We start from the raw sequence: 25,735 nt of genomic DNA, 5'->3' as shown, positions 1-25,735 counted from the left end.
CAATCCCTAAAACTCTTCCCACTCTTGATCTATTGGGGTAACGGGTCGCTTAACTTTACGATTATTCGCCGGCGTAGGTATTGTTGTTGACGGGCTAAAATTAGACTTTGCCTCTCGAGGAGAACGAATTACCTGCGTAGCATTGACTTCACTTGAGCCATCATTAAAGAAAGAAACCTGTTCTAATAATGCCTGAGATTGTTCTTCCATCGACTTACTTGATGCTGCGGCCTCTTCGACAAGCGCGGCATTTTGCTGCGTCATCTCATCCATTTGGCTTACTGCTGCACTCACTTCACCTATGCCAGCAGATTGCTCTTTACCTGCGCTATCAATATCAGAAATCATCTTACTCACTTCCTCTATTGATGTGACTAACTCACTAAATGTTTGCCCTGTTTCATCAACTAATTTTGTTCCTTGACCTACAGCTTCAACGCTATCATTAATCAAACCTTTAATTTCTTTGGCAGCGCCTGCTGAGCGTTGCGCTAAATTTCTTACTTCAGCGGCTACAACCGCAAATCCACGCCCTTGCTCACCAGCTCTCGCGGCCTCAACGGCAGCATTAAGTGCTAATAAATTAGTTTGAAAGGCTATTTCATCAATAACACTGATGATATCGGCAATCTTCTTGCTTGATTTGTTAATGTCGCTCATCGCAGTAATGGCATTTCGCACCACGGAGCCACCATTACTGGCTTTTTCCATAACCGAATTAGATAACTTACTCGCCTCTGTTGTGTTTTCTGCATTTTGCTGAACAGTACTGGTTAACTCTTCCATTGCTGAAGCGGTTTCTTCAAGGCTTGATGCTTGTGACTCTGTTCTATGACTAAGCTCATTATTTCCTTGTGCAATTTCTCTGGCTGAGTCAAACACATTGGTCGATGCATTTCGGATCTCTGTTACCATATTGGTCAAATTTTCAATTGAGCCATTCATCGCATTTGCTAAAGCAAGGAACTCACCACCATAATCATTACTCATAGACTGAGTTAAATCACCATCTGCTAGTGCTTGCGCTATATTGATAGCATCAGTGATAGGTTCAACAATAGCATCCATTAAATTGTTGATATTATCACCTAAAATTTTCATAAAGCCTTCATAGCTTTCAGTAGCAATTCTACTATCAAGCTTACCGGAAATAGCATCGGTGATCATATTCTCAATTTGACCTTGTGCATCCTTCTCTTCCGTTAAATCTAACCATTGAACGGCATTACCTACATGGTTACCATCTTCGTCTCTTAACGCAATTGCTGTTAATTCAAAGGTTAATCCAACAACACTGATTTCCGTGGTATAAGGCATATTATCCGCGTTACCAAGCAGGTTTTGTTGATGTGCCGGATTGCGGTGGAAGCTATCAAAGTTACTACCCACCATAGTATCAACACTAAATGAAGGTAATACAGTTCTAAGCTGTGCCTCCCTCTTACGTAACATCTCCGTCACAGCAGGGTTTGCATAAACAATATTGCCTTTAAGATCTGCCATCATCAAATTGGTGGTCATACCCTCAACTGCAGACGTTAGGCGGCCCACTTCAACTGACTTAGCTCTTTGCTCTGTTACATCCTGCCACTCTAACGAATTCCCTATATACTCCCCGCTTGAGTCACGAATTGCGCTAACATTTAACTCAAAAATTAAATGAGCAATTTTAATATCAGTTTTATAAGGCAAGTTATTTGGATCTGCTAATAGTTTCCGTTGATGTTCAGGGCTCTTGTGAAACATGTCTATATTCAAGCCTATTAAACTATCAGCATCAGCGGAAAAACCAGGCCAGATACTTGCAAATGTTGCTTCATGCTCTTTTAATAATTTCAATGATGCTACATTGGCATAGGTAATATTAAAATCACGATCTATCATCATATTAGCGGTTGCAGATTGCTCTATTGCTCCTAAGAGTTGCGCCGCTTGATTTTGTTTCGCTCTCACCTCTGTAACATCAGCCCATTCCAATGAATTACCAATATATTCACCCTTGCTATCTGAAATAGCAGTGACATTGAGCTCAATAGTTAAATGCTCAATATAAATATCAGTTTTATAAGGGAGGTTATTGGGATCCGATAATAACTTACGCTGATGAGCAGGATTATGATGAAAAATATCAATATTAGTGGCCATTAAATCATCTTCATTGGCTGTAAAGCCAGGCCATTTCTTGGCAAACGTTTGTTCGTGCTTTTTTAATAACGCTAAGGTTGCTTTGTTAAAGTAGGTTATTTCAAAGTCTCGATTAATCATCATAAAGGCAGTAGTTGATTGATCTAATGCACCTTGTAAACGAACTGCTAAGTCATTGCTATGTTGAGTCTTCATATCCATTGCCGAGCCTTTAGTTTTATTAGGTTTAGAGTTGGTTTCATCCAAATTTTTTGCTGCATTAGCGGCATTTATCATGGTAGATGAGAGTGTTTTATATACCGCTGTCCATGCTCTTTTAACAGAGGCTGTAAATTCTTTATCTAGCCCTATCGCTAATGTTTTGATCAAAGCCGCGCCAACAGTTTCATAGTGCTCAGTCTGAGTACCATAATCTAGATGTTTTACACCAAGCTTTTCTAATGCAGGAATGAGTTTTTCAGGATCATCAAGTAACTTAACAGCAGTATCAAGCATGGCCATTAACTTCTTGTGTTGCTCGCTTAAATCTTCGGGAAATAAGCTTGCTAAAGAAGGGTCCATTTCAAATAGTGTTTGATAAAAGATTTCTGCTGCCTTTGGTGCAATCGGCAAGACCTTTTTCCAGCTTTGCTGGACTAAACTTATTTGTTTTGGTGTCATAAAGTACTATCCTGTTTTAAAGTTCACCATGTGCATAAAGATGCAACCCGTAACTTAAGTACAACTACTCTACTTAAATTAACTTGCTATCATGTTATCTTCTGCATCATTGCTCTCGTGTTCTGTATTTTTCTGCTGCTCAATACTGTACAAATCGTCTTCACTTAAAAGTGTGTCACTATCAAGTAGAATGATTAATTTATCTTCTGCGGTTGCTAAGCCTTTTAAAAAGCAACTATCTATTTGGCTACCAAATGCTGGTGCTGGTCGAATTGATTGTGGTTCAAATTTATAAACTTCAGATACTGCGTCTACAACGAGGCCAACAACCATGGTTCTATTTTCTTTTTGTTGACGCAAAATCACGGTGACAGTTTGATCATCATAATCTAGTGGTTGATGACCAAACCTTAGCCTAAGGTCTATGATTGGGATGATCACGCCTCTCAAGTTAATCACGCCTTTTAAATAGCTAGGTTTATTTGGCAACTCTGTTACTGAGCTCCATACTCGTATCTCTTGCACACAAAGAATATCAATTCCATACTCTTCGCCTTGCAACATAAAGGTTAAATATTCCTGTTCACTGTCAATCATAGGTATGCCTATCAAACTTACTATTAGCTATGTATCTGATTTTTTTCTATTTTCTGTAAATTACCGACATCTAATAAGGTGACGACTTTAGCTTCGGCGTTAATAAGTCCATCGATATATTGTTGAGGTACACAGCTACCAAACGCCGGCGCAGGTTTAATTTCACACTCCTCAACATTCAATACGTCTGAAACCGCATCAACAACAAAACCTATAGTGCGCGTAGATTGCTCGCCTTGATATGTCAACACAATAACAACGGTTGTTTCACTGTATGCCGCCGCACCTAAATTGAACTTTAAGCGAAGATCTACAATAGGCACTATTACGCCGCGCATATTGATCACACCTTTTATATGGCTCGGAGAATTAGGAATGATAGTTGGCTTTTCCCAGCTGCGGATCTCTTCAACACATAAAATATCTACGGCATATTGTTCATTAGAAAGCATAAAAGTAAGGTACTGATCGCCACTGGTGATAAAATCTATACCTTCAAGTGTTTGTTCACCTTCAACGGGAATTTCGTGTGCCATTGCTTGTAAATTCATGACATAAGTTCTCCATATGAAGCTTTAGTTTGTAGAGTTTGAGCATGTTGGGCATTATTCAGCGCCATTTGAATCATTCCGGGTATATCAAGGATCATAGCCACTGAGCCATCACCTAATATCGTCGCACCAGAGACGCCAGCAACTTGTTGATAATTATCTTTAAGGCTTTTAATAACAACCTGCTGCTGAGCTAATAAATCATCCACCATTAGCCCAACCTTCTGACCATCTGCTTCAACCACAACCAGTAACGCGTTGTCAAGTTCAGTGAAATCAGCTTCTAAATTAAACAATTGATAAATAGGAAGAATTGGTACGTTATCGTCTCTTAGCCTATACAAAACCATATCACCAGAAACTCGGTTTAATAATTCTTTATCTATTTGTAGTGACTCAACAATTGATATTAATGGGATAATGTAAGTTTCACTGCCGACCTTGACTAACTGTCCATCTAATATGGCTAGCGTTAAGGGCAAATTGACTTTAAAAGTACTGCCTTGGCCTTTTGTAGACTCGACTTGAATACGTCCTCCGAGTGCTTGAATGTTACGTTTAACAACATCCATACCAACGCCTCTACCTGAGATGTCGGTAACTTCACTGGCAGTAGAAAATCCTGGCTCGAATAATAGGTCATATACTTGGCTATCAGATAACGAGGCATTGCTTTCTATTAGGCCTTTTTCAAACGCCTTGTTAAAAACAGCATTTCTATCAATACCGCCACCATCATCCGATATTTCAATAACAATATTACCGCCTTGATGATAAGCATCGAGAGAAATAGTACCTTGCTGCTTTTTCCCTGCTGCTATTCTCACTTCTGCTGGCTCAATACCGTGATCGACCGCATTACGAACCAAATGTACCAAGGGGTCGCCTATTTGCTCCATAACCGTTTTATCAAGCTCTGTTTGCTCACCTTTAATTACCAGCTCAACTTCTTTTCCTGTTTTTATGGACAAATCGTGAACTAAACGTGGAAAGCGATTAAAAGCAAAGCTAATAGGTAACATGCGAATGCGCATGACACTTTCTTGTAACTCTTTCGTGTTTTGTAATAACTGCTCTAGACCACTGGTAAGCTTTTCAATTTTCGACATGTGAAAATCACTGCCAAGCTCAGATAACATAGATTGGGTGATAACTAATTCACCAACCAAATTAATTAAGCTATCAACTTTATCTACCCCGACTCTTATTGAGCCTACATCTGACTTAGCTTTTGATTTTGCTTTACCTTTATCTTTCTCGGCTACATTGGTACTTGCATCATCTTTGTCAACAGCGGCTTGTTGCTCCGGCTGTGTTGTTGTCTCGACAGGGAGATCATCAGTACGGTTAGCTTCTGCGGGTGTGTTTGTGTTTGGCGCAGCTTGCTGAGTGATCTCAAGTAAACACTCATCTTCAACCCATTCAAATATTTCTTTAATATCGTCTTCGCTAGCATCTGTTGCTAATGTAAGTTGCCAACTTAAATACAATTCTTGTGGGTCAATATCTGTTAATGCAGGTAATTCACTGGTATTGGCAGCCAGTGATAAATTACCAAGTTCGGTCAAGGCATTAAACAGAAATAATGGATCGTTACCCGTTTTGGCAAGGCAATGTTCTGGGACAAAGTTAATGTGATATTGTGCATTATGACTTGCTTGTTGTGCTTGCTCTGGCTCTGAAGATTCATCGCGAGCACAGCCTTCACCTAGCGTGATCGTCAAACGTTTAGAAGTACTTTCAATCTTTTCACTATCATAATCTTCACCATCACGTGCAGCTTCAATTAATAAACGCATGCAATCTACAGATTCTAAGAGTATTTCCGTATCTTCTTTGGTGATTTCGCGTCTGCCATCACGCATTTCATCAAGTAAGGTTTCTACCAAATGGGTAAAGTCAGTAACATTTTCAAAGCCAAAGGTACCAGCGCCACCTTTAATTGAATGCGCTGCGCGAAAAATGGAATGAATGACTTCGTTATCCCCTGGTTTTAGATTGAGTAAACCTGACTCCATGATCTCTAAACCTTCAAAGCTCTCTTCTAGAAAGCTGGGAATAAATTGTGAAAGATCGACTGACATAATGAGTTACCTAACCACACGCTTAATTGTTGCCAAAAGTTTTTCTGGGTTAAAAGGTTTCACTAACCACCCTGTTGCCCCTGCTGCTTTACCTCGCATTTTCATATCCGTTGAGCTCTCAGTTGTCAGCATTAAAACCGGTGTAAATTTAAAACTTGGTAACTTACGAAGCTCTGTGCAAAGGGTAATACCGTCCATATTCGGCATATTGACATCTGAAATGACTAAATCAAAAGCTCCTGATTTTGCTTGATTTAACCCTTCTTGACCGTCTTTAGCTTCTACGGTTTGATAACCTGCACTTTTCAAGGTAAAGCTGACCATATCTCGGATAGAGTTTGAGTCATCTACAACTAACACTTTTGTCATGCATATTTCCTCATTAATGATTATTTAAGGTACTGCTATTACTTAGGGCTTTACTATAGAAATCAGTCCATGACGTATTGCAATAAAATTGCATCACTGATCCCAAGTTGCTTAATACTTTCTTTTAAGATTTTTGATTTAGATTGCCAAGTAATGCTCTTACCCTGAGCTAAGATATAGGTAACTACGGCTAAGATGAATTGCACACCTATAGTGTCAACCCTGACTAATTCACTGTCATCAATGGTAATAGACTTACTTTCTTCAATTAAAGGAATGATTTCTTTTTGATAGGCATCAACTTGAGCGATTGTTAGCTCACTGGGCAACTTAATCATGGTGTCTTCCATTTCAGTCTTTTTGTTATTTTTTGCTTTGTTTTTAACTATATGCCAGATTTTTGCTAAAGCAAGAAAGCAGCAACAAAAATCAACAAATCAATATAAATAACTGAAATTAAAGAAAAATAATACATGCAAATATAATGACGAATAGAATAGCTAACAGAAGAATTCTGCTAGCAGAGTTTTGAAAATCTGCAAGTAAAATATATTTTAACTTACAATTTTAACGACTTAGGCGAGTTATTTAGTAAAAAGATAGTGCAATAAATGCACTATCTAGGTAGGTAAATCACCATAATTAAACTGAAAATCACAATAAGCCAAAATGCTTTAACGAAGAAACTTAACTTAGTCTTTCTATCTTGTGGATGTTTCGTGGGTAAGTTCATACCACAATGCTTACAGTTTTCTGCTTGCTCATCATTTTCAGTCTGACAATAAAGGCAATGCTTCATGTTAATTCCTTAAGATTCAGTAAAGTAACTCTTAGTTTTGTGATGTCAGCTGATGATACAGCTGTGGTAGTCGTGTTGGCAGCTGTGCAGGCCTTAATATTTGCGTAAAACCATCACTACCGAATAAATAAGGTAAATAGTCTTGTGCATCTACATCGATAGTAATGCAAAACGGTTTAATACCTAATCGTTTCGCCTCACAAATTGCTTGATGGGTATCTTCTATACCAAAACGACCTTCATAATGATCTATATCGTTGGGTTTGCCATCCGTTAAAATTAGCAATAATTTTTCTGTGGTTTTTTGTTCATTAATGACCTTAGTTGCTTGCCTAATAGCAGCCCCCATACGAGTATAAAACCCAGGTTTTATTGCCTGAATACGCCCTCTTACATGATTACTATAGGCTTCATTAAAATTCTTCAGCATAGTAAAGCGTACATTAGTGCGCCTTACTGATGAAAAGCCATACATTGCAAAGTTATCACCTACCGAACTCAGCGCTTCACCAAAAAGTAACAGGCTATCTTGAACGACATCAATTACGCGGTTATCGTCATCTAAGTGGGCATCTGTTGACATGGATAAATCAGCGAGCAATAAACAAGACATATCCCTGTGGTTGCCGCGAAATGATTGAAACAATCCTTTTTCAGCAGTAGCAGAAGTTTTACTTTCAACATGAAAGTCTAACCAAGCACTTAAGTCTAACTCTTCTCCTTGAGGTTGCGCCTTTAACCAATAGCGTACACTACGTAATTGCTCAAATTGTGCCTGAATTGATTTTGCTGTTCTTTGCAAACGGTGAGGTAAAGATGCCGCTTTGGCGTCTCTTGGCAGCATAGGTTGTAATAAACAACGCTCTTCAACTAAGTGCTGCTTGCGATAATCCCACTCTGGCAATTTAATACCTTCTCCTAAGGGAATATCGTCTTCTGATGCCGAAGGTAAATCAAGATCTACCTTTATTTGGCCACTTTTAGTTTGCTCTTGTTGCTGAGATAAGGTGATTTTGTCTAAATCTTCTATCGTTCGCTGGTAGTCTTCATCATCTTCGTCACTGTCATCACTGCCTCGATCCAGTTTTGAAAACTCACTCCATGAAAACATGCTTTCTAGTCGAAAAATCATCATGCCATTACGTTCATCTGGCGATTCTACCCGCTCAGCTTTCTTACGAGCATTATTGGTTTTCTTAGCATTCTTTTTATTCTTTTCGTCATCACTCTGTTCTGATTCTTTATCATCATAGCGAGCTTGTATGACATCCTCTGAACTCGCTGAAGGATAAAGCCACAAATACACAGCTTTCGGGGCAAAGTTAACTAAAGGAAATTCTGTCACAGAGCCCGGCTTTAGAATCCCCTGCTGTATCGCCTGCTCCATCTCTTTTTCAGCTTTAGGAAGCGAGTCAATACTCGGGCGAAGCTCAACAAAAGCACTCGCTAAACGTTGATATCTTGCTCTTAGGCTTGGGTACTGTTCAAGTACATCAACCACTAATTGCTGATTATCTTTAGCCCAATGCCTAAATTGACCATCGTGATGAGCGGCTAATACTGCTAACCAAATATAAAGATCATAATTAAGCTCTGGTGTGGGAAATACAGCTAATGATTCAGGCAAGCGCAAACTTTCGTCATCTTGCCATGCAAGACTCACAAGCTGGCTATCACCGGAAATTTTTTGTAAAAAGGACTTTCGAGTTAAGTACTCACGACTTGAGGCAGCTTCAACGCGCTTAACAATATCACCGCCTAAAGCACGAAAAACCATACCAACTGACTTACTGACTTGATCAAAACTCACCCTTGCTTGATCAAATTCTGGATTTGCCTTTCTGGTAATGTATTTATGCCAAATTTCGCCAACCCATTCTTCCATAACACTTCTAATTTTCTTACTAAGTTATGCTGCCATTGTAGCAATAAATTCAAGTATTGTTGTGATATGGGTCAAGTGTTAATAGAAATGATTTACTTTACTAGGATTAGCTGTTCTAAATTAAAACAAAGGTAATTTTTTTGCCATGGCGCGCGATAAATTTAACATACCAATAAGCACAAATGCGGCATGCAAGGTAATAAAATAGAACAACATAACCATTACCGAGGCTTCAAATTTTTCAGACAGTAATACAACCAGCAAGGGTAAAATAACTAGCATAATCCCAGCTAAAAATGAAAGCTGTACACTTCGGTATAAATGAATTTTACCTATCCCCAAAGTTTTAAGCTGCCATGTTTTATCTACCGCTTTGCCCCTTTCTGCTAATGTCACGTATCGGTAAAAAAAATAAAGTAAAACGCAAAAGAAAACACCGGGCAAAAGTAATAAATTGGCAAGATACAGTGACTGACAAACTACAGAGAATTTTGTACTAGGTTTTGATGAGCCAATCATAACATTGTCCTTTTGCCTTGACTTAAATTAAGTATATTAGTGTTAGAATCAAAGGGATAAGCAATACATAACTTAATAATAGCATACGCCAAAATCGCGGCGCATGCTTCAATTCCATAAATATATCGATAATTTGCTGCCCTTTAAGAAAAACAACAAAAAGTGCTGTACTTACAACAAGCCAACCATAACCGATAAAACGATCTAAATAGGCGGATAAGAAAGTCAGTACAATTAACCAGAGCCAGCTTATCAGCGCTTTTTTAGTCGTCTCTTGTATAGTAAACATAACTTTTACACTCAGTATCCATTCATTAGATTACATAGATAAGCGGAAATAAAATAATCCACAATAAATCAACCATATGCCAATAACTTGCACCGGATTCAAACCCAGATACTTTACCTTTATCGTATGCGCCTGAAACAGCTCGCTTGGCAATATAAATAAGAATCACCATACCCAATAGCACATGCATTAAGTGAAACATGGTAATAAGGAAATATAAGGTAAAGAAGGTATTGGTTTCTATCGTGATACCTTGAGAAAAAAGTGCCTGGTACTCCCATATTTTTACTACGATATAAATGACAGCAATAAGGTTTGCCAGAATCAGTAACAGCGCAGCTTGCTTACCTTTATTTAAATGCATTTGCGCTAATGCTAACGCCACAAATAAACTACTGGTAATTAACGCAATGGTATTAATTAACCCAGCACTTTGGTGCAGCTGTTGCTTACCTTGGCTAAACATGTCGGGTGATTGATATTCTGCTATTGCAAAACCAATAAAAAATATCGCAAAAACAGTTAACTCTGCCAGAATAAAAAACCACATAGCTAAGTCACCCGGCAATTTAGCTACATGCTGGGCTGGAGTTGAGCTTGAGAGCTCTTTATTTTGCTGGCTAACGATTGTCTGAGAATTCATAACATTTGATAGAGATAAAATTGACATGATAGCAAGCTAAGTACAGTGTCTGCTTGCTATCACATATTTAATGGTTGAGATGCAAAATCTAATCGAAATAGATTTTGGCAACGTCCATTAGTGCTTTAACGGTTTGCGGATCATCTGACAAGGGTTCAGCTAAACAACAACGACACACTTCCAAAGGTGCCATACCTGAGCCAATCATACGGGCTGCGTAAATAAGTAAACGTGTTGAAGCAACTTCATCTAAATCATTTTGCTCAAGTCTACGCAATGCCGTTGCCAGCTCAACAAGTTTAAAAGCTAAATGCGGATCTGCGCCTGCCTCTTTAATTAAGATTTGCTGTTCTAATTCAGCCGAAGGATAATCAAAACGCAGTGCGACAAAACGCTGACGAGTACTTGGCTTCATACCTTTGAGTAAGTTCTGATAACCTGGGTTGTATGAAACAACTAACATAAAACCTGGTGCAGCTTCTAAAAGCTCACCTGTACGTTCTAGCGGTAATACGCGTCTATCATCTGCTAACGGGTGCAAAACTACTGTGGTATCTTTACGCGCTTCAACAACTTCATCAAGGTAACAAATCCCACCTTCTCGAACGGCCTTAGTTAAAGGGCCATCTTGCCAATAGGTTCCTTGTGGGCCAATCAGGTGTCTACCAACAAGATCGGCAGCAGTTAAATCGTCATGACAAGCAACCGTATAAAGTGGCTTATTAAGCTTTTCTGCCATATGGGCAACAAAACGTGTTTTACCACATCCGGTTGGGCCTTTAATTAATACCGGTAGTTCATGCTCGAATGCATAGTTAAACAACGATACTTCGTTACTTTGTTCTTGGTAAAATAAATTACTGTTACTCATAATATTGCTAAATTCCTTGAAAACTTGACAGTAAAGTACTCTGCTATAAGCTAAAGCACAAGCATAGCAGGCCACTTAGTTGATAAAGATCAAGCAGCAAATATTGGCTAACACAAAGTAAAAACAAAATAAAACCTGCGACTACTGAAATATTGATGTATATTGTATATTTCGATGATTATTGATTATCAATATAAACAGAGGTAAAGATAATGACAATTGGCGTTGGCGGCTCAACAGCTGCAATAGAGTTAGAAAAACTGAGCAATATGACAACAGATATTGTGCCAATATCAACAAGCGAATTTAAACAACGCATTGATAATGCAACTCAATTGATGCAAGAGCATAATATTGATGCCATGTATCTAAATGCCGGTACAAACTTATACTACTTCACTGGTACACGTTGGTACCCAAGTGAACGTATGGTTGGCGCTTTAGTAACAAAGCAAGGTGCTATTCATTATATTGTGCCAAACTTTGAAATTGATACCATTAAACAACACATGACCTTAACAGGTGAAGTGCACGGCTGGCATGAGCATGAAAGCCCTTATGCCCTAACCCAACAATTACTACAGCAGTTTGGTGTAGAAAATGGCGTTTTAGCCATTGATGAATCTTCATCCTTTTTCATTGCCAATGGCATTAAAAATGTCAGCCCAGAATTAACTTTAGTTGATGCCAAAGTTATCACGGCAACATGTCGTAGCCAAAAATCTGATAGCGAAATTGCATTATTGCAACGTGCAAAAGATATGACATTAGAAGTACATAAAGCGGTAGCACGTATTTTATATGAAGGTATTACTACGGCTGAAGTAACGAGTTTTATCAACCAAGCACATATTAAGCTTGGCGCACCTGCCGGTTCATATTTTTGTATCGTTCTCTTTGGTAAAGACTCTTCATTCCCACATGGTGTTAAAACACCTAAAGCGCTTGAGTTAAATGACGTCGTATTAATTGATACGGGTTGTCAAGTGGAAGGATACAACTCAGATATCACTCGTACTTATGTATTTGGTGAAGCGAACCAAAGGCAACGCGATATGTGGCAAATTGAAAAAGATGCCCAAATTGCAGCATTTAATGCAGCAAAAATTGGCGTCCCTTGTGGTGAGGTTGATGTAGCGGCAAGAGAGTACCTTGCAAGCCAAGGTTTAGGTCCTGATTATCAAACACCAGGCTGTCCTCACCGTACTGGGCACGGTATCGGTCTTGATATTCATGAATGGCCATATTTAGTTCGCAGTGATAAAACACCACTGGCTAAAGGGATGTCATTCTCAAACGAGCCAATGTTAGTATTGCCTGATGAGTTTGGTATTCGCTTAGAAGATCATTTTTATATGACAGATAATGGTCCAAAATGGTTTACCGAGCCAGCACACTCAATTGATGACCCGTTTGGCTACAACGCCTAATACTCGTAAGGCTAGCAAAATTCTTCTGATATTGTTTGGCTAATACGGCTGCATTCGTTAAAATCTGCATATCATTATTTTTAGTAACACTTGATATGCAGATTTTTTTTGAATACATACCTCTGATTGTTTTTCTGATCACTTACAAGCTAGCCGATGTTTATTGGGCAACCGCTTCCCTCATTGTTACCTCTGCATTACAAATGCTTTATTACCTAGTAAGAAAAGAAAAAATACCAACACAACACCTAGTGGTGTTTTTTGTTGTGCTAATTTTTGGCGGCCTAACTATATTCTTTAAAAATGATGCCTTTATAAAATGGAAAGTCACCATCATAAATGGCTTCTTTGCTGCTGGTCTTTTAGTTAGTTACTACGGCTTTAAGAAGAACCTAATTAAAAAATTCCTAAGTGATGCCATGACACTACCTGAGCATATTTGGGCAAGATTGAACTTAGCCTGGGCAGGATTCTTTTTATTTTGTGGTGGATTAAATTTATACGTTGCTTATAACTTTGCATTAGAAACTTGGGTGAACTTTAAAGTATTTGGCCTAACTGCTCTAACCTTTATTTTCGCTATTAGTTCTATTTTGTTCGTCTATAAATACTTACCACAAGAAGAAGATGAGCAAGCAAGTAAAACGAAAGCTGAATAACGCTTTTAATGATTATTTGGAAAATATCACTCATTACCTACAATTATAAATGGATAATACATGTACTACCTAATATACAGCGAAGATGTCGAAAACTCACTTGAACTAAGATTATCAGTTAGGGAGCACCATTTAGCGCGCTTATCTGAATTACAAAATCAAGGACGCTTACTTGTCGCTGGCCCTTGCCCTGCTATAGATAGCAATGATCCGGGTGAAGCAGGTTTTACCGGTTCACTGATCATTGCAGAATTTCAATCCTTAGCACAAGCCAAGGAATGGGCAGATCAAGACCCTTACATCGCTGCTGGTGTCTATAAACAAGTAACAGTTAAACCTTATAAAAAAGTTTTACCGGCATAACAATCAGAAAAGCGATTGATAAAATCACTTATCAATCGCTTTATTTTAATTAACGAGGTGAGCAAATAAACTAATGAAATTATCAACACTTAGTTTTAATCTCTCAATTTCCATAGCAACATTACTAATGCCATCAGCCTATGCTGTTGATAAAATTGAAAACTGCCAGCAAAGCGATGATAAAGCACTGGAGCGCTGCTATGATGGTGTGATCGATTCTCTCGATAGAGAATTGCAAACTTGGGTAAATCACCATGTGTTTAATTTAGAAGAGAAAGCACTGGTCAATGGTCGCTACTCAGCCTTAAAAATGTTTAAGCGAGCGCAAAGTAATTTTATCACCTTTCGCGAAAATAATTGTCGTTGGCGTTATTTAGCTGTCTCTCCTGAAAAAGGTGCCAGTATAGCTTATAAAAAATGCTACATTAACCTTAGTCAGGCACGTATCAACAGCTTAACGGAGCAGCCTGCTACTGCACAATAACAGGCGCTAGCAAGTTTTAGCTACTTTCAGAAGAAGCTAAAGCTTGCTGAGACTTTTCTACCACTTCCTGCTCATCACTTAACAATACTGCAAGCCATCGACCTTCTGGTGAGTTTTCCAAACCAATTTTTAATATCATAGTTAACGGCACACTTAACAGCATGCCTACAGTGCCAAGTAACCAACCCCAAAAGATTAACGATAAAAACACCACCAGTGTTGATAGACCAAGCCCTTTACCTAAATACCTTGGCTCAATAATATTGCCCATGACCATATTAATACCTATATAGCCTAAACCAATAAAGCCAGCCTCAGGAACGCCAAGCTGTAACAAAGCTAATGTCATCGGTGGTACCGCGGCAATAATAGAGCCGATATTAGGAATGTAGTTTAAAAGGAAAGCCAATACGCCCCAAAGTAAGAAGAAGTCTAAGCCAAAGGCCCACAACATCAAAGAAACAATACAACCCGTTGCTAGACTCACTAAGGTTTTAATCGCGATATAGTGATTCACTGATGATAAAAATCGCTCGATTTGATTAAGCCTCATTTGCGGATCATCCATAGCAAAATGTAACTTATGTGGAAACGATGAAGCTTCAAAGAGCATAAAAACAACCGTTAAAACGATTAAGAACAAATTCGCCATAACAGAGCCAAAACCACTTAACATATCTGCTGCTAAGCCCATTGCTGCTGCGGGATCAAAATACTGGGTTAGGACCGAGATAGAAATATTAATATCATATCGTTCAAAAAAACTGCTTAACCAAACAAATTGAGCTTTTAATTGTTCTCGATATTGAGGAATGTGCTGAGATAACTCATTGAGTGATTTGCCAACAAGCCCGGTTAACGATAGTGCAATGATAACAAATGCCGCTATGACAAAAATTACCGAGATGGCTTTAGGGATTTTATACTCGCTCGCTTTTGCTACCAAAGGATTACATATAATGGCGATAAACAATGACAATAAAAATGGTACTAAAATATTAGCGGCGGTTTTAATGCCAGCAAAAATAATAAAAATTGCCGCTACCGTGACAAATCCTTTAACCATTGGGTTATTTTTAACGTTAGATACCATGAACTAGCATTCCTTGAAAATCAATCTCGCTACTATACCCGAAATAATTTTTCATCACTAGAATCTTCCACTAACAATGCCGTTTACAAAGTTAATTAGTAAATCATATACTAAAATAACAACATGAATAAATAAGTGTCGCCAGTCGAGTAACTGAGGTACTGACTATATAAAGTTCTATTTATTTAGGGTGACAGCGTTTAATAATTATCGCTATTTGAGGCTCGATTGATATTAACTTTAAAAGGAATTAAATAATGAAAAAGCCATTAATAATACGTATATTTTTGTTTGCTCTTATACTGTTGCCATCTATTTCATCTGCTGGCTTATTAAATGAAAACACTATACGAAATAAAGTCATAGAAGAATATGTCGAAGACGTCTTGCTGTTAAATAATACCATATCGGGCGATGATATTACTTTTTGTGCAAGCAGATTTAATACTTTTGAGTATTGTACTAACATGTTTCCTGAAGCTAAATATGTACTTGATACGGATAAAAAAATAGCCGTTGTAGTCGCCATTGATAGCGAAGGTAATAAACGCAAGAGTCCAATATCCAAAATTGAGAGAATATTTTTTAATTTAATCTTTGAAAGATATGACGCTATTACAGCAAGCGTTTTACAAAAGCAATCAAGTGAAACTGAATATAGTGATGTTAACTAGAATTTATCAACTTCATTAAGTGTCGGCTATGGCTCTGACTGGTACTTTGCTGTTCCTGATTTGTATCCTTTAACACACCAATCACATGATGTTTGTTACGATGCAGGAACATCTAAATCAGTTTGTGATAAAGCGCTCAAAGATAACATGTGCCGTTTTATCGCAAAGTAGAAGTCCTTAACAGGTCATGGACAGGCACTTATTATGGAAACTATTCTTTTTCATTACAGCCTAATTAAGTCAATATTGGTAATAATATTATGAATGAAGCTAAGTATTTTGGATGCGGTGTTTTTTCTATATTACTTAGCTTGCCTATACAGTTTCTACTTTCTTTACTCTATCGATATCCTGCGCCATTTTTAGGTTATATTGGCCCTTTTTCAAACCATTCGAATTCAGATAAAACCTTTACTGACATACTTAGTGGTGCAATAGAAACATGGTTGTTTTATGGCCTTTTAGGTGGCTTTTTCGTCACTTTTTTTCTAGCTTTTTGTGTCAAAAAGTTTTTAGAAACGAAAAAGAATAATTACTCTCTTTTTCAGGCAGCATTATTAGCTGCATTTATTTTTTGTTTTACCATGGCAAATTTAGATTTTATTATTGGGTCATGGTAAATAACCTCAATTTGTTAAGAGTTAGGCTGAATAACTTTGATATTCAAACAAGGTAAACGATTAACACAATAAAAAAACGCCCAATTACTTAAGTTATTGAGCGCAGAAGTCTAGGGCGCGTTGACCTTTGTTGATATTTTTAGCAATGAGCTATTTTTATCAATAGCAAAGCAATATTGTCAATTTCAAGCAATTTTCCTTAGCAAACCTTGGGTATTTTGCCTCATGGTGTTTGCCACCATAAAGTAACCTATTACAGCAACAAACAGTGCCCCCGTTGCCGGCCCTAAAAGCCAAATATAAGGGTGTAACCTACCATCAACGCTAAATAACTGCTGCTGAATGATTAATAAAGCAATATCACTTACAACTGCAGCCACTAGGCCAGCAATAGCCCCCAAGAGTAAAAACTCGTATAAAGTGGCTAATTTTATTAACCGTGCTCTCGCGCCTAATGTACGCAAAATAACAACTTCTTGCATACGTTCAGCCAAGCTTGCTTGAACCTGAGATATTAGCACTAATGCACCGCTAATCAGCACAATAGATAGCACAAAACCAATGGCTAATGATACTTGCGCAATAATCGATTGAGCTTGCTCTATACGCGCTTTAATATCTATCATGCTCACCGTAGGTAAACGTTTTAATAACGCATTGATATCTTTAGTATGATGCGCTTGAAGTTGTGCTGCGCTAAAATAAGTCACTGGTACTTGCCCTGCAATGTTTGGGCTTAAAATCATGACAAAGTTGGGTTTAATCGTGCCCCAATCAACACTTCTAAAGCTAGTTACTCTGGCTTCTATAGGCTGTTCATTGACTAAAAGCGTTATAACGTCTCCTAGCTCTAAACCAAGTACATCTCGCCAACCTTCAAATACAGACACTTCAATCTCGTCGGTATTACTAAACCATTTCCCTTCAACAATTTCATTACCTTCAGGCACTTCATCAAGCCAAGTTAAATTTGGCTCTCGGCTAACCCCTTCTCTTGCTTGCTCTTCTTGCTGCTCTCCTTCCTGTTTTGAAATTCTACGAGCATAAGGCTCGCCATTAACCGCATCAACTCGACCACTAAAAACAGGGTAAAAGGCTTCATGAGGAATGTTGCGCTGAACAAAAAATTCTTGAATAGGCTGCACTTCATGCTCTGCAATATTAATAATAAACATATTAGGAGCATCTTCAGGCACCTGCATTTGCCAATCGGCAATCATGTCATTTTTTAAAACGACAAGAAACAACATCAACTTAATTGCCAGTGCAAAACTAATTAGCTGAACAGCATTGGCATTGGCGCGCTTTTGCAAGGTAGCAATAGCTAACGACCAACTACTGCCAGGCCTTAATCCTAAACGTCTGCCTGCAAAAAACAGCCCTCGCGATATCGCAAATAAAACAGCGATAACCACTAAAGTTGAGCCAAACAAAATTAAGGTTGTTACGATTTCACCACTAAATACCCACATAAGGACTAATATGGTTAACATGGATAAACTAAGATGCACCTTACTCAAGGTTAAGCTATCACCTAAATTGCGGCGTAACACGCGAAGCGGTGGAATATCAAATAAATCCAAAAGAGGCTTTAAAGAAAACATCAACGCACATAAAACACCAACCACACAAGATAAAAGCCAAGGTTTCATACCTGCTGCTGGTAATACAGTGCCCATAAATTGTGCAAGATAACTTGCGCCAATATGCTGTAGAACAAAGCCCAACAACAAACCAACTACAATAGAGCTCAAGGTCACTAAGCTAAGATGTAAGAGAAATATTTTTCGAATAGTACCTCGACTACCTCCTAATGTTTTCATCATAGCAACAGGATCATACTGCCTTTCACAGTAACGTTTAGCTGATACAGCCATAGCTACCGCAGCTAACATAATGCCAAATAAACCCGCCAATAATAAAAATCGTTCAGAGCGCGCTAAATTTTCACCAAGAGGTGATTGCCTGTCTTTGATCCCTTCCCAGTTTTGATTACTTTTTAAATTCGGCTTTAACCATGAATAATAATCTGTTAGCTGTTGCTCTGTTCCGGCAAACAATAAGCGATGAAACACTCTACTGCCCGGCTGCACAGTTTGTGTCTTTTCAATATCATCATAGTTTAATAAAACACGCTTATTACCTGATAACGAAAAAAATGGTGCATCTGGCTCAGTTACCAGAACTTTAGATACGGTAAAAACACCTGCGCCAAGTTCGACTTCATCACCAACTTTTACCCCTAACGAGTAAAATAATCCCTCACTTAACCAAACGTTGCCTGGCGTAGGGCCAGCCGCTACTTCATGCTCTTCACCGATTAAACTAGTTTTAACTATAAGCTTGCCACGTAACGGATAACCAGCTGTTGTTGCTTTAACAGACGACAGTACAAGCTCATCATTAGCAAATAACATTGAATCAAAATACAACATTTTTGCCGTAGCTAAGCCAAAATCTGATGCCTTTGTTAATATTTCTGGCTGAAAGGCATGGTTACTTGATAAACGGCGATCTGCGGCAATAAAGTCACTGGTTTTTTGATCAATATTTAGCCCGATTCGCTCTGTAATTGAAGATAAGCTAAAAACCGTTAATACAGCTAAGGCAATTGCTGCAAAAATAATAGTTAACTCACCACGCTTAAATTCTCGTAAAAATAACTTAACCGCTAACTTAACCCACATTGACTGATACTCCTTGGCGAATATCCTCAAGTTGGCCGCCCTCAATATGAATGATACGCTGACATTGCTGCGCTAGTTGTTCATCGTGTGTAACTAAAATCAATGTTGTGCCATTTTGCTTGTTTAGGTCGAATAATAACTTTTCAATCAAATGACCGTTTTTGCTGTCTAAATTTGCAGACGGCTCATCGGCAAATAATATCTTAGGCTCGCCGATAAAAGCTCTCGCAATGGCAACACGCTGCTGTTCACCACCTGATAATTGTGAAGGATAATGCCCTAACCTATGAGAAAGACCCACCTTCTCAAGTAGCTCTAATGCTTGTTGCTTGGCATTAGGCGCCGAAGCTAATTCTGCAGGCAACATAACATTTTCTAGTGCGGTTAAACTTTGAACCAACATAAATGACTGAAATACAAAGCCGACTTTATCTGCGCGAATTTTTGCCCTCGCCTCTTCACCCAGCTTTGATAATGCTTCACCATCAAGGTGGATCTCTCCACTTGAAGCAACATCTAAGCCTGCGAGTAAACTCAATAATGTTGACTTACCCGAGCCAGATGCGCCAACAATCGCAACAGATTCTCCTGACTTGACAGCAAAGCTGATATCGCTAAGGATAGTAAGGCTTCCTTCCAAGGTGTTTACCGATTTGGTAAGCCCTGAAACTTGAATAACATTTAACTGAGAAAGTACTGACATGACTCGTTTTTTCCTAAAATTCATATTGATTTTCCTGCTGGCTTTACCAAGTATTGCAAACGCCACCCAGCAGAAAATTTTACTTATAGGTGACAGCTTAAGCGCTGGCTATGGTCTAGAGCAAGCACAAGCTTGGGTTGATTTGTTACAAAATAAATATGATGAACAACAAGCGAACATCACCATTATTAATACGGCAATTAGCGGACAAACAACTGATAATGCTCTGTTAAAGGTAGATCAATGGCTTAAAGTACACCAACCTAGCCATGTTTTAATTGAACTCGGTGGTAATGATGGTATCCGAGGCTTTCCGGTAAAACTATTACAAAAGCACTTAACTGAGCTTGTTCATAAAAGCCAACAAGCAGGCGCTAAAGTAGCGCTAATGGAAATTCAAATACCACCTAATTTAGGTAATCGTTACCGCAATATGTTTATAAAAAGTTATCAAAGCGTTGCCCAAAACACTGGCGCTTATTTAATGCCCTATTTTATGCTAGAAGTCGCGGTAAATCCTGAGCTTATGCTAAAAGATAATCTACACCCGAATGCGAAAGCACAACCCATTATCAGAGACTTTATGTACCGAGAAATCAACACTTGGCTTACTAACAGCTAATATTTGTATATCAGGCTGTTAGTCTTATAAGCACCACTGATATAGATAACAGCCTACACACTTCAATCTAAGAATAAAAATAAATTCAAATATCAACAGCCTCTAGTTTAATTACGCTAAAATAATGTAAACTTAGCGCTATTATTTTTATGCCTATACCATTAAAAAACATCATAAAAACAATGGTAGCAACAATACATTCACGTGTTTAGAGTAACCTTATGGATTTTATTTGGATTCTTTTTGCTTTCGTCTGTGGCTTAGCCGCTAAATCTGGCTCGCTACCACCATCAATTGGTTATCTGGCCGCAGGGTTTATACTTAACTTTATCGGTTATCAAGCAGATGATACCTTGAGCAAATTGAGCGATTTAGGCATTACGCTAATGCTTTTTACTATAGGTTTAAAACTTAATGTAAAAAGCTTACTAAAGCCTGAAGTTTGGCTAGGCTGCTCATTACATACAACATTGTGGATAGTCATTGCTATTACTAGCATTAAACTATTTGCTTTCATAGGCTTTAATTATTTCGCATCGTTAGATTTTCAAACAGCACTACTAATAGCCTTTGCCCTGAGTTTTAGCAGTACCGTATGTGTTGTTAAGCTGTTAGAAGAAAACGGCGAAATGCGAACACGTCACGGCAGGCTTGCTGTCGGCATACTCGTTATTCAAGATATCTTTGCTGTTGTTTTCTTAGTGGCTGCAACTGGGAAAATCCCTTCTATTTGGGCCTTTGCTCTGCTACTGCTATTTTTTGTTAAACCGCTGATTAATAAAATTATCAATTATGTTGGCCATGGCGAGCTGATCCCACTGACAGGTTTCTTTTTAGCATTAGGTAGTTATGAGTTATTTGAATTGGTAAATATCAAAGGAGATCTAGGTGCTTTATTAATCGGTATGTTTTTAGCGAACCATATTAAAGCAACCGAACTCAATAAAGCCTTAATGAGTTTTAAAGACTTATTTCTAATTGGTTTTTTCCTATCAATTGGCTTTACTGCAAAACCAACACTTGAAATGTTAGGTTTGGCGATGATGTTTATGCTGTTAGTGCCAATTAAATTTGCGCTTTTCTTTGCTCTATTTAGTTTATTAAAACTACGTTGTCGAACGTCATTCTTAAGTGCACTTGCCTTAAGTAATTTTAGTGAATTCGGTTTAATTGTTGCATCACTTAGCGTTACTGCTGGATGGCTAAGTAATGAATGGCTAGTTATTTTAGCACTCACGGTCGCCATTTCTTTTATCATCACCAACGTGATATACAGTCATGCCCATACAACATTTGGTAAATATCGTCATCTCCTTAGTCGCTTTGAACGTAGTGAAAAACTCAGTGAAGATAGCTTTAGTCAGCCATGCCAACGCCCTATCGTTATTATTGGTATGGGTCGTGTCGGTATGGGTGCTTATAACGCCATCAACGCACATGAATCGCAGCACGCATGGGGATTAGACGCCGATAAAGATAAAATCAATTGGTTAACGCGTGAAGGTACACAAGCATATTATGGCGATGCGGAAGATATTCACTTTTGGGAAAGCATAGACTTAAGCAAAATTAAGTTGGTATTGCTCGCTCTACCATCAGTACAAGATAGTTTAAGCATCACCCAGCAATTAAAAGCCGCCAATTATCAGGGACAAATTGCCGCTGTCGCCCGTTACGATGATGAACGTAAAACACTTGAAGACTTTGGTATCAACAAAGTATTCAACTTTTATAACGAAGCTGGTGTAGGTTTTGCAGAAGAAAGTTTAGCAATGTTAAAGAATAAAGAACTCGCTAGCTAATTCTATCGAAATAGCTAAAACTAACATAAACCCCTAATTATCAGCTGTGCATAACTTGTGAGAAAGCAGTTTACAGCCAGCTGATAAACTGTGCAGTACAGTTACAAACAGCAAACAACGAAATCAAATTTCCGTGTATTAATCAAATAATTAGACAAGATAGAAATAAAAATTAGACAAATTTAAAAGTTACACTACACTTAATTTACACCTTGAGTATTTTGTTGTTGCTATTAAGGCTGTAACTAAGGTTATCCTATTACAAAATGCTTGATTGCTCGCATTTGTATTATGTTTTTCCTTCGTAGTGTTTTTTGAAATTAGCGCACGGCTCAAACCCCTTGAGCCATTCCTTTAAGTCCAAAACTGTATGTTTTGGACTTTTTTTTATCAACTTAAAATACTAATCTTTAACCGTTTCGTTTAAATAAGCGGTTAAAATTATCAGTGGATTGCTCAGCAATACTCTGAACTGATTGACCACGGATGCTGGCTAGGTGTTTAGCTACCTCAACAACATAAGCAGGTTGGTTTTCTTTCCCCCTATGTGGTACTGGGGCTAGATAAGGCGCATCTGTTTCAATTAAGAATTTATCCTCTGGTACAAGTGCTGCAACTTCTCTTAATGCTTTAGCATTTTTAAAGGTGACAATGCCAGAAAACGAAATATAAAAACCTAAGTCAATCGCCTGCTCTGCCATCTCCCAGCTTTCAGTAAAGCAATGTAAAATACCACCAACTGAATCTGCACCTTCTTGTCGCAACATATTTAAGGTATCTTGCTGTGCATCTCTGGTGTGGATGATCAAAGGCTTATTCAGCGCTTTAGCAACACCAATATGTTTTTTAAATGAATCTAATTGCAATGCTTTAGTTTCGGGTGCATAGAAGTAATCTAAGCCGGTTTCACCAATGGCAATCACTTTGTCATGTTGTGCTAACTTGTTTAACTCTTCAGGGTTTATCGCGCCTTCTTGATTGAGCGGATGAGCCCCGCAAGTCAACATAACATTATCGTAATGTTTGGTTTTCTCTAACATGCTAGGAAAATCTTTTAGCGTTACGCTGACACAAAGCATTTCAGTTACTTGTGCTTTTGTTGCCGCGGCAATAACATTATCTAAATTGTTGTCATGTAATGATAAATCTAATCGATCGAGATGACAGTGAGAGTCGATATACAAGGTATCTCCTACTAGTAAATATAAAAACTAACAAGGTAAGTGCAGAATAGCACTCAATAGCAAGATAGCCTGACACTACATAGTCAGTGTCGGCTCTGAAGAATTCAAGTGACGAGCGATTGCTTGCTCAATTTGGTGTCTTATCTTATCTGGATCTTCTACAAAACTCACACCGACACCCGGTGGCGTGCCATTTTGCGCACCAATGGGGGTAAGCCAACAAACCTCGCCTTTAACCACAGAAGGCTCAAGTGAATCAGGCAATAACACATTAAGCTCAACTTCAGCTCCTAATTCATAAACACGTGGAGTGCGAACGAAAATGCCACCTTCTTTTAAAAAAGGCATAAAAGCTAAATATAAATCACGTTCTGTATGAAACTCTACATTTAAAGGAACCAAGTATTATCTCCTTGTACTACTTTTGACAATATCATTTAAGGCCATCAAAAGCTGCTCTACAACAAATTGCTCATTAGACTGCGTATATGATTTTATTACCTTAGTGTGCTTAATTATAACTTTATATAATTGATTAAACACCTCAATTGATAAATTAATTTCTGCTGTATCAGTTTGCTTATCATTTTGTGGCCATTGGGCTTGGCGCAATAAATTACAGGTTATTTTTTCTAACCAACGAATCGCATGGGGTGTTTGCAGCGCTTGTTGCAGTAAATTATGCTCACTTGTTTGACCATGTAAAAAAGCAATATATTGCTGACGAAATTCAATATAGTCTTGATAAACTTCGCTATCTGTAAGCTCAGCTAGATGAGTTAAATTATAAAAGTTTTCTTCACTTTTTAAAGTATCACCATGAGCTAATGCTTGTGAACCAAGCTTTTCTAATAGTGCCTTACCTACAACAGAGCGAATCGATAAAACATGACATCGACTTATAATCGTCGGTAGTAGCATATCCATATCACGAACCATCAAAATCAATAAACTGTTTTTGCTTGGCTCTTCAAGTGTTTTCAATAGTGCATTAGCTGCGGCAATGGTCATGGCTTGCGCATCTGGAATCAATACCGTTTTATAACCACCTAGTTGCGCTGTTTTTTCAAGAAAGCTATTAGCATGGCGAATATCATCGACACCTAAACTTGCCCCATGAGACATTAACGTCAGGTGATCAGGATAGGTTTGGCTCTTAATTAATAAGCAAGCTTTACAATGCTGACAGGCATTAATTTCTGCTCCATTAAATTCCGGCTGATGGCAAGCAAGTACTGAAGTTAGCCAATGTGCTAATGCTGTTTTGCCACTACCTATCGGACCATGTAACAAAATTGCATGGGGTAGTTTATTCGCTTGTAATTGCGCAGTGAGTTGCACTTTAAAAGACATAAACTTGGTCTTACCCTTGCTTGGTTATAAATTGCTGAACAGTATTGATAATATCCTGATGTACTAATTCCATGCTTTGTTCAGCATTAATCGTCACAATAGTACTATCTTTACTGGCTAAATCTTGATATTTATTTCTAACACGGTGAAAAAAATCTATTTTTTCCTGCTCAATTCTATCAAGCTCACCTCTCGCTTTTGCTCTTGATAAACCAATTTCTGGATCAAGATCTAAATATAAAGTTAAATCTGGTTTAAACCCTTGCAATGTCACCCGACTAATAGATTCCATCACTTCATCATCAAACTCACGGCCGCCACCTTGATAAGCGCGAGAGCTTAAATCGTGACGATCTCCTATTACCCATTGACCTTGATTTAATGCCGGTAAAATTCTATTAGCAAGTAATTGACTTCTGCTGGCATACATTAATAACAATTCAGTTTCTTGGGTAATGGTTTCTTGATGATCGGTCGCCTTAATTAGCGTTCTCAACGTTTCAGCCAATGGTGTGCCACCTGGCTCTCTTGTATTGATATATTCAATATGATGTTGTTGTAAAAGCGCTTCAATAACATGAATAGCCGAAGATTTACCAGCACCTTCCATCCCTTCTACAACAATAAATTTACCCTTAGACATACCTTA

The 25,735-nt window shown here is 38.2% G+C and carries 27 protein-coding genes; 8 read left to right on the top strand and 19 right to left on the bottom strand.

What is annotated here, in order from left to right:
• Window positions 1–6 precede the first annotated feature (6 nt).
• From EMK97_RS01805 to EMK97_RS01750, 12 genes are all read right to left on the bottom strand, one after another.
• Window positions 7–2,805 carry a methyl-accepting chemotaxis protein gene (locus EMK97_RS01805; protein WP_130598894.1) on the bottom strand — a complete coding sequence of 933 codons (2,799 nt, stop codon included), beginning with the start codon at window positions 2,803–2,805 and terminating at the stop codon, window positions 7–9.
• Between the two features lie 78 nt (window positions 2,806–2,883).
• Complete coding sequence (locus EMK97_RS01800; protein WP_130598892.1) at window positions 2,884–3,402, bottom strand: chemotaxis protein CheW; 519 nt, start codon at window positions 3,400–3,402, stop codon at window positions 2,884–2,886.
• Window positions 3,403–3,425: 23 nt separating this feature from the next.
• The gene (locus EMK97_RS01795; RefSeq protein WP_130598890.1) at window positions 3,426–3,953 is read right to left on the bottom strand and encodes a chemotaxis protein CheW; all 528 of its coding nucleotides are present in this window, start codon (window positions 3,951–3,953) and stop codon (window positions 3,426–3,428) included.
• Window positions 3,950–6,037, bottom strand: a complete 2,088-nt coding sequence (locus tag EMK97_RS01790; protein WP_130598888.1) for a chemotaxis protein CheA — start codon at window positions 6,035–6,037, stop codon at window positions 3,950–3,952. The genes EMK97_RS01795 and EMK97_RS01790 overlap by 4 nt, the downstream gene beginning before the upstream one ends.
• 6 nt (window positions 6,038–6,043) lie before the next feature.
• The gene (locus tag EMK97_RS01785; protein WP_130598886.1) at window positions 6,044–6,406 is read right to left on the bottom strand and encodes a response regulator; all 363 of its coding nucleotides are present in this window, start codon (window positions 6,404–6,406) and stop codon (window positions 6,044–6,046) included.
• Between the two features lie 62 nt (window positions 6,407–6,468).
• A complete protein-coding gene (locus EMK97_RS01780; protein ID WP_170176707.1) occupies window positions 6,469–6,744 on the bottom strand; it encodes an STAS domain-containing protein in 276 nt (91 codons plus the stop codon).
• A 278-nt stretch (window positions 6,745–7,022) separates the two neighbouring features.
• The gene (locus EMK97_RS01775; protein ID WP_130598882.1) at window positions 7,023–7,205 is read right to left on the bottom strand and encodes a DnrP protein; all 183 of its coding nucleotides are present in this window, start codon (window positions 7,203–7,205) and stop codon (window positions 7,023–7,025) included.
• 31 nt (window positions 7,206–7,236) lie between these two features.
• On the bottom strand, window positions 7,237–9,090 hold the full coding sequence (locus EMK97_RS01770; RefSeq protein ID WP_130598880.1) for a nitric oxide reductase activation protein NorD: 1,854 nt from the start codon (window positions 9,088–9,090) through the stop codon (window positions 7,237–7,239).
• Between the two features lie 120 nt (window positions 9,091–9,210).
• Window positions 9,211–9,609 carry a hypothetical protein gene (locus tag EMK97_RS01765; RefSeq protein WP_130598878.1) on the bottom strand — a complete coding sequence of 133 codons (399 nt, stop codon included), beginning with the start codon at window positions 9,607–9,609 and terminating at the stop codon, window positions 9,211–9,213.
• Window positions 9,610–9,631: 22 nt separating this feature from the next.
• Window positions 9,632–9,898 carry a cytochrome C oxidase subunit IV family protein gene (locus tag EMK97_RS01760; protein WP_130598876.1) on the bottom strand — a complete coding sequence of 89 codons (267 nt, stop codon included), beginning with the start codon at window positions 9,896–9,898 and terminating at the stop codon, window positions 9,632–9,634.
• Between the two features lie 25 nt (window positions 9,899–9,923).
• Window positions 9,924–10,541, bottom strand: a complete 618-nt coding sequence (locus EMK97_RS01755) for a cytochrome c oxidase subunit 3 family protein (protein ID WP_246028852.1) — start codon at window positions 10,539–10,541, stop codon at window positions 9,924–9,926.
• Between the two features lie 88 nt (window positions 10,542–10,629).
• The gene (locus EMK97_RS01750; protein ID WP_130598874.1) at window positions 10,630–11,412 is read right to left on the bottom strand and encodes a CbbQ/NirQ/NorQ/GpvN family protein; all 783 of its coding nucleotides are present in this window, start codon (window positions 11,410–11,412) and stop codon (window positions 10,630–10,632) included.
• A 212-nt stretch (window positions 11,413–11,624) separates the two neighbouring features.
• Here EMK97_RS01750 and EMK97_RS01745 point away from each other — a divergent pair, with 212 nt between their 5' ends.
• From EMK97_RS01745 to EMK97_RS01730, 4 genes are all read left to right on the top strand, one after another.
• Complete coding sequence (locus EMK97_RS01745; RefSeq protein WP_130598872.1) at window positions 11,625–12,842, top strand: M24 family metallopeptidase; 1,218 nt, start codon at window positions 11,625–11,627, stop codon at window positions 12,840–12,842.
• 95 nt (window positions 12,843–12,937) lie between these two features.
• Entirely contained in the window at window positions 12,938–13,501 is a 564-nt protein-coding gene (locus EMK97_RS01740; RefSeq protein WP_130598870.1) for a septation protein A, read from the top strand.
• Window positions 13,502–13,561: 60 nt separating this feature from the next.
• The gene (locus EMK97_RS01735) at window positions 13,562–13,864 is read left to right on the top strand and encodes a YciI family protein (protein WP_130598868.1); all 303 of its coding nucleotides are present in this window, start codon (window positions 13,562–13,564) and stop codon (window positions 13,862–13,864) included.
• Window positions 13,865–13,937: 73 nt separating this feature from the next.
• The gene (locus EMK97_RS01730) at window positions 13,938–14,348 is read left to right on the top strand and encodes a lysozyme inhibitor LprI family protein (RefSeq protein WP_130598866.1); all 411 of its coding nucleotides are present in this window, start codon (window positions 13,938–13,940) and stop codon (window positions 14,346–14,348) included.
• Window positions 14,349–14,364: 16 nt separating this feature from the next.
• Here EMK97_RS01730 and EMK97_RS01725 read toward each other — a convergent pair whose 3' ends face one another.
• A complete protein-coding gene (locus tag EMK97_RS01725) occupies window positions 14,365–15,441 on the bottom strand; it encodes an AI-2E family transporter (RefSeq protein WP_130598864.1) in 1,077 nt (358 codons plus the stop codon).
• A 257-nt stretch (window positions 15,442–15,698) separates the two neighbouring features.
• On the opposite strand from EMK97_RS01725, the gene EMK97_RS01720 reads away from it, so the two are divergent.
• Together EMK97_RS01720 and EMK97_RS01715 are read left to right on the top strand one after the other, a co-directional pair.
• Window positions 15,699–16,115 (top strand): hypothetical protein, encoded by a 417-nt coding sequence (locus EMK97_RS01720; protein WP_130598862.1) that lies wholly within the window; start codon window positions 15,699–15,701, stop codon window positions 16,113–16,115.
• 260 nt (window positions 16,116–16,375) lie between these two features.
• On the top strand, window positions 16,376–16,735 hold the full coding sequence (locus EMK97_RS01715) for a hypothetical protein (protein ID WP_130598860.1): 360 nt from the start codon (window positions 16,376–16,378) through the stop codon (window positions 16,733–16,735).
• Between the two features lie 185 nt (window positions 16,736–16,920).
• Here the strand turns inward: EMK97_RS01715 and EMK97_RS01710 are convergent, their stop codons facing one another.
• Together EMK97_RS01710 and EMK97_RS01705 are read right to left on the bottom strand one after the other, a co-directional pair.
• Window positions 16,921–19,422, bottom strand: a complete 2,502-nt coding sequence (locus EMK97_RS01710) for an ABC transporter permease (RefSeq protein WP_130598858.1) — start codon at window positions 19,420–19,422, stop codon at window positions 16,921–16,923.
• Window positions 19,412–20,125 (bottom strand): ABC transporter ATP-binding protein, encoded by a 714-nt coding sequence (locus EMK97_RS01705; RefSeq protein ID WP_130598856.1) that lies wholly within the window; start codon window positions 20,123–20,125, stop codon window positions 19,412–19,414. Before EMK97_RS01705 ends, EMK97_RS01710 begins: the two co-directional genes overlap by 11 nt.
• Here EMK97_RS01705 and EMK97_RS01700 point away from each other — a divergent pair.
• Complete coding sequence (locus EMK97_RS01700; RefSeq protein ID WP_130598854.1) at window positions 20,124–20,747, top strand: arylesterase; 624 nt, start codon at window positions 20,124–20,126, stop codon at window positions 20,745–20,747. The genes EMK97_RS01705 and EMK97_RS01700 overlap by 2 nt on opposite strands.
• A gap of 221 nt (window positions 20,748–20,968) precedes the next feature.
• Complete coding sequence (locus EMK97_RS01695; protein WP_130598852.1) at window positions 20,969–22,549, top strand: cation:proton antiporter family protein; 1,581 nt, start codon at window positions 20,969–20,971, stop codon at window positions 22,547–22,549.
• A gap of 410 nt (window positions 22,550–22,959) precedes the next feature.
• Here the strand turns inward: EMK97_RS01695 and EMK97_RS01690 are convergent, their stop codons facing one another.
• The 4 genes from EMK97_RS01690 to tmk all read right to left on the bottom strand — a co-directional run bounded on the left by EMK97_RS01690 (window position 22,960) and on the right by tmk (window position 25,729).
• Window positions 22,960–23,733 (bottom strand): TatD family hydrolase, encoded by a 774-nt coding sequence (locus tag EMK97_RS01690; protein ID WP_130598850.1) that lies wholly within the window; start codon window positions 23,731–23,733, stop codon window positions 22,960–22,962.
• 75 nt (window positions 23,734–23,808) lie between these two features.
• Window positions 23,809–24,135, bottom strand: coding sequence for a PilZ domain-containing protein (locus tag EMK97_RS01685; protein ID WP_130598848.1), 327 nt, complete (start codon window positions 24,133–24,135; stop codon window positions 23,809–23,811).
• 3 nt (window positions 24,136–24,138) lie between these two features.
• Window positions 24,139–25,086 (bottom strand): AAA family ATPase, encoded by a 948-nt coding sequence (locus EMK97_RS01680; RefSeq protein ID WP_130598846.1) that lies wholly within the window; start codon window positions 25,084–25,086, stop codon window positions 24,139–24,141.
• 10 nt (window positions 25,087–25,096) lie between these two features.
• Window positions 25,097–25,729 (bottom strand): dTMP kinase, encoded by a 633-nt coding sequence (tmk, locus tag EMK97_RS01675; RefSeq protein WP_130598844.1) that lies wholly within the window; start codon window positions 25,727–25,729, stop codon window positions 25,097–25,099.
• Between the last annotated feature and the right edge of the window lie 6 nt (window positions 25,730–25,735).

It is taken from the genome of Litorilituus sediminis (assembly GCF_004295665.1).
Lineage (GTDB): Bacteria > Pseudomonadota > Gammaproteobacteria > Enterobacterales > Alteromonadaceae > Colwellia > Colwellia sediminis.
The sequence above is the reverse complement of the archived record's forward strand: the minus strand, read 5'-3'. Positions and strand labels throughout refer to the sequence as shown.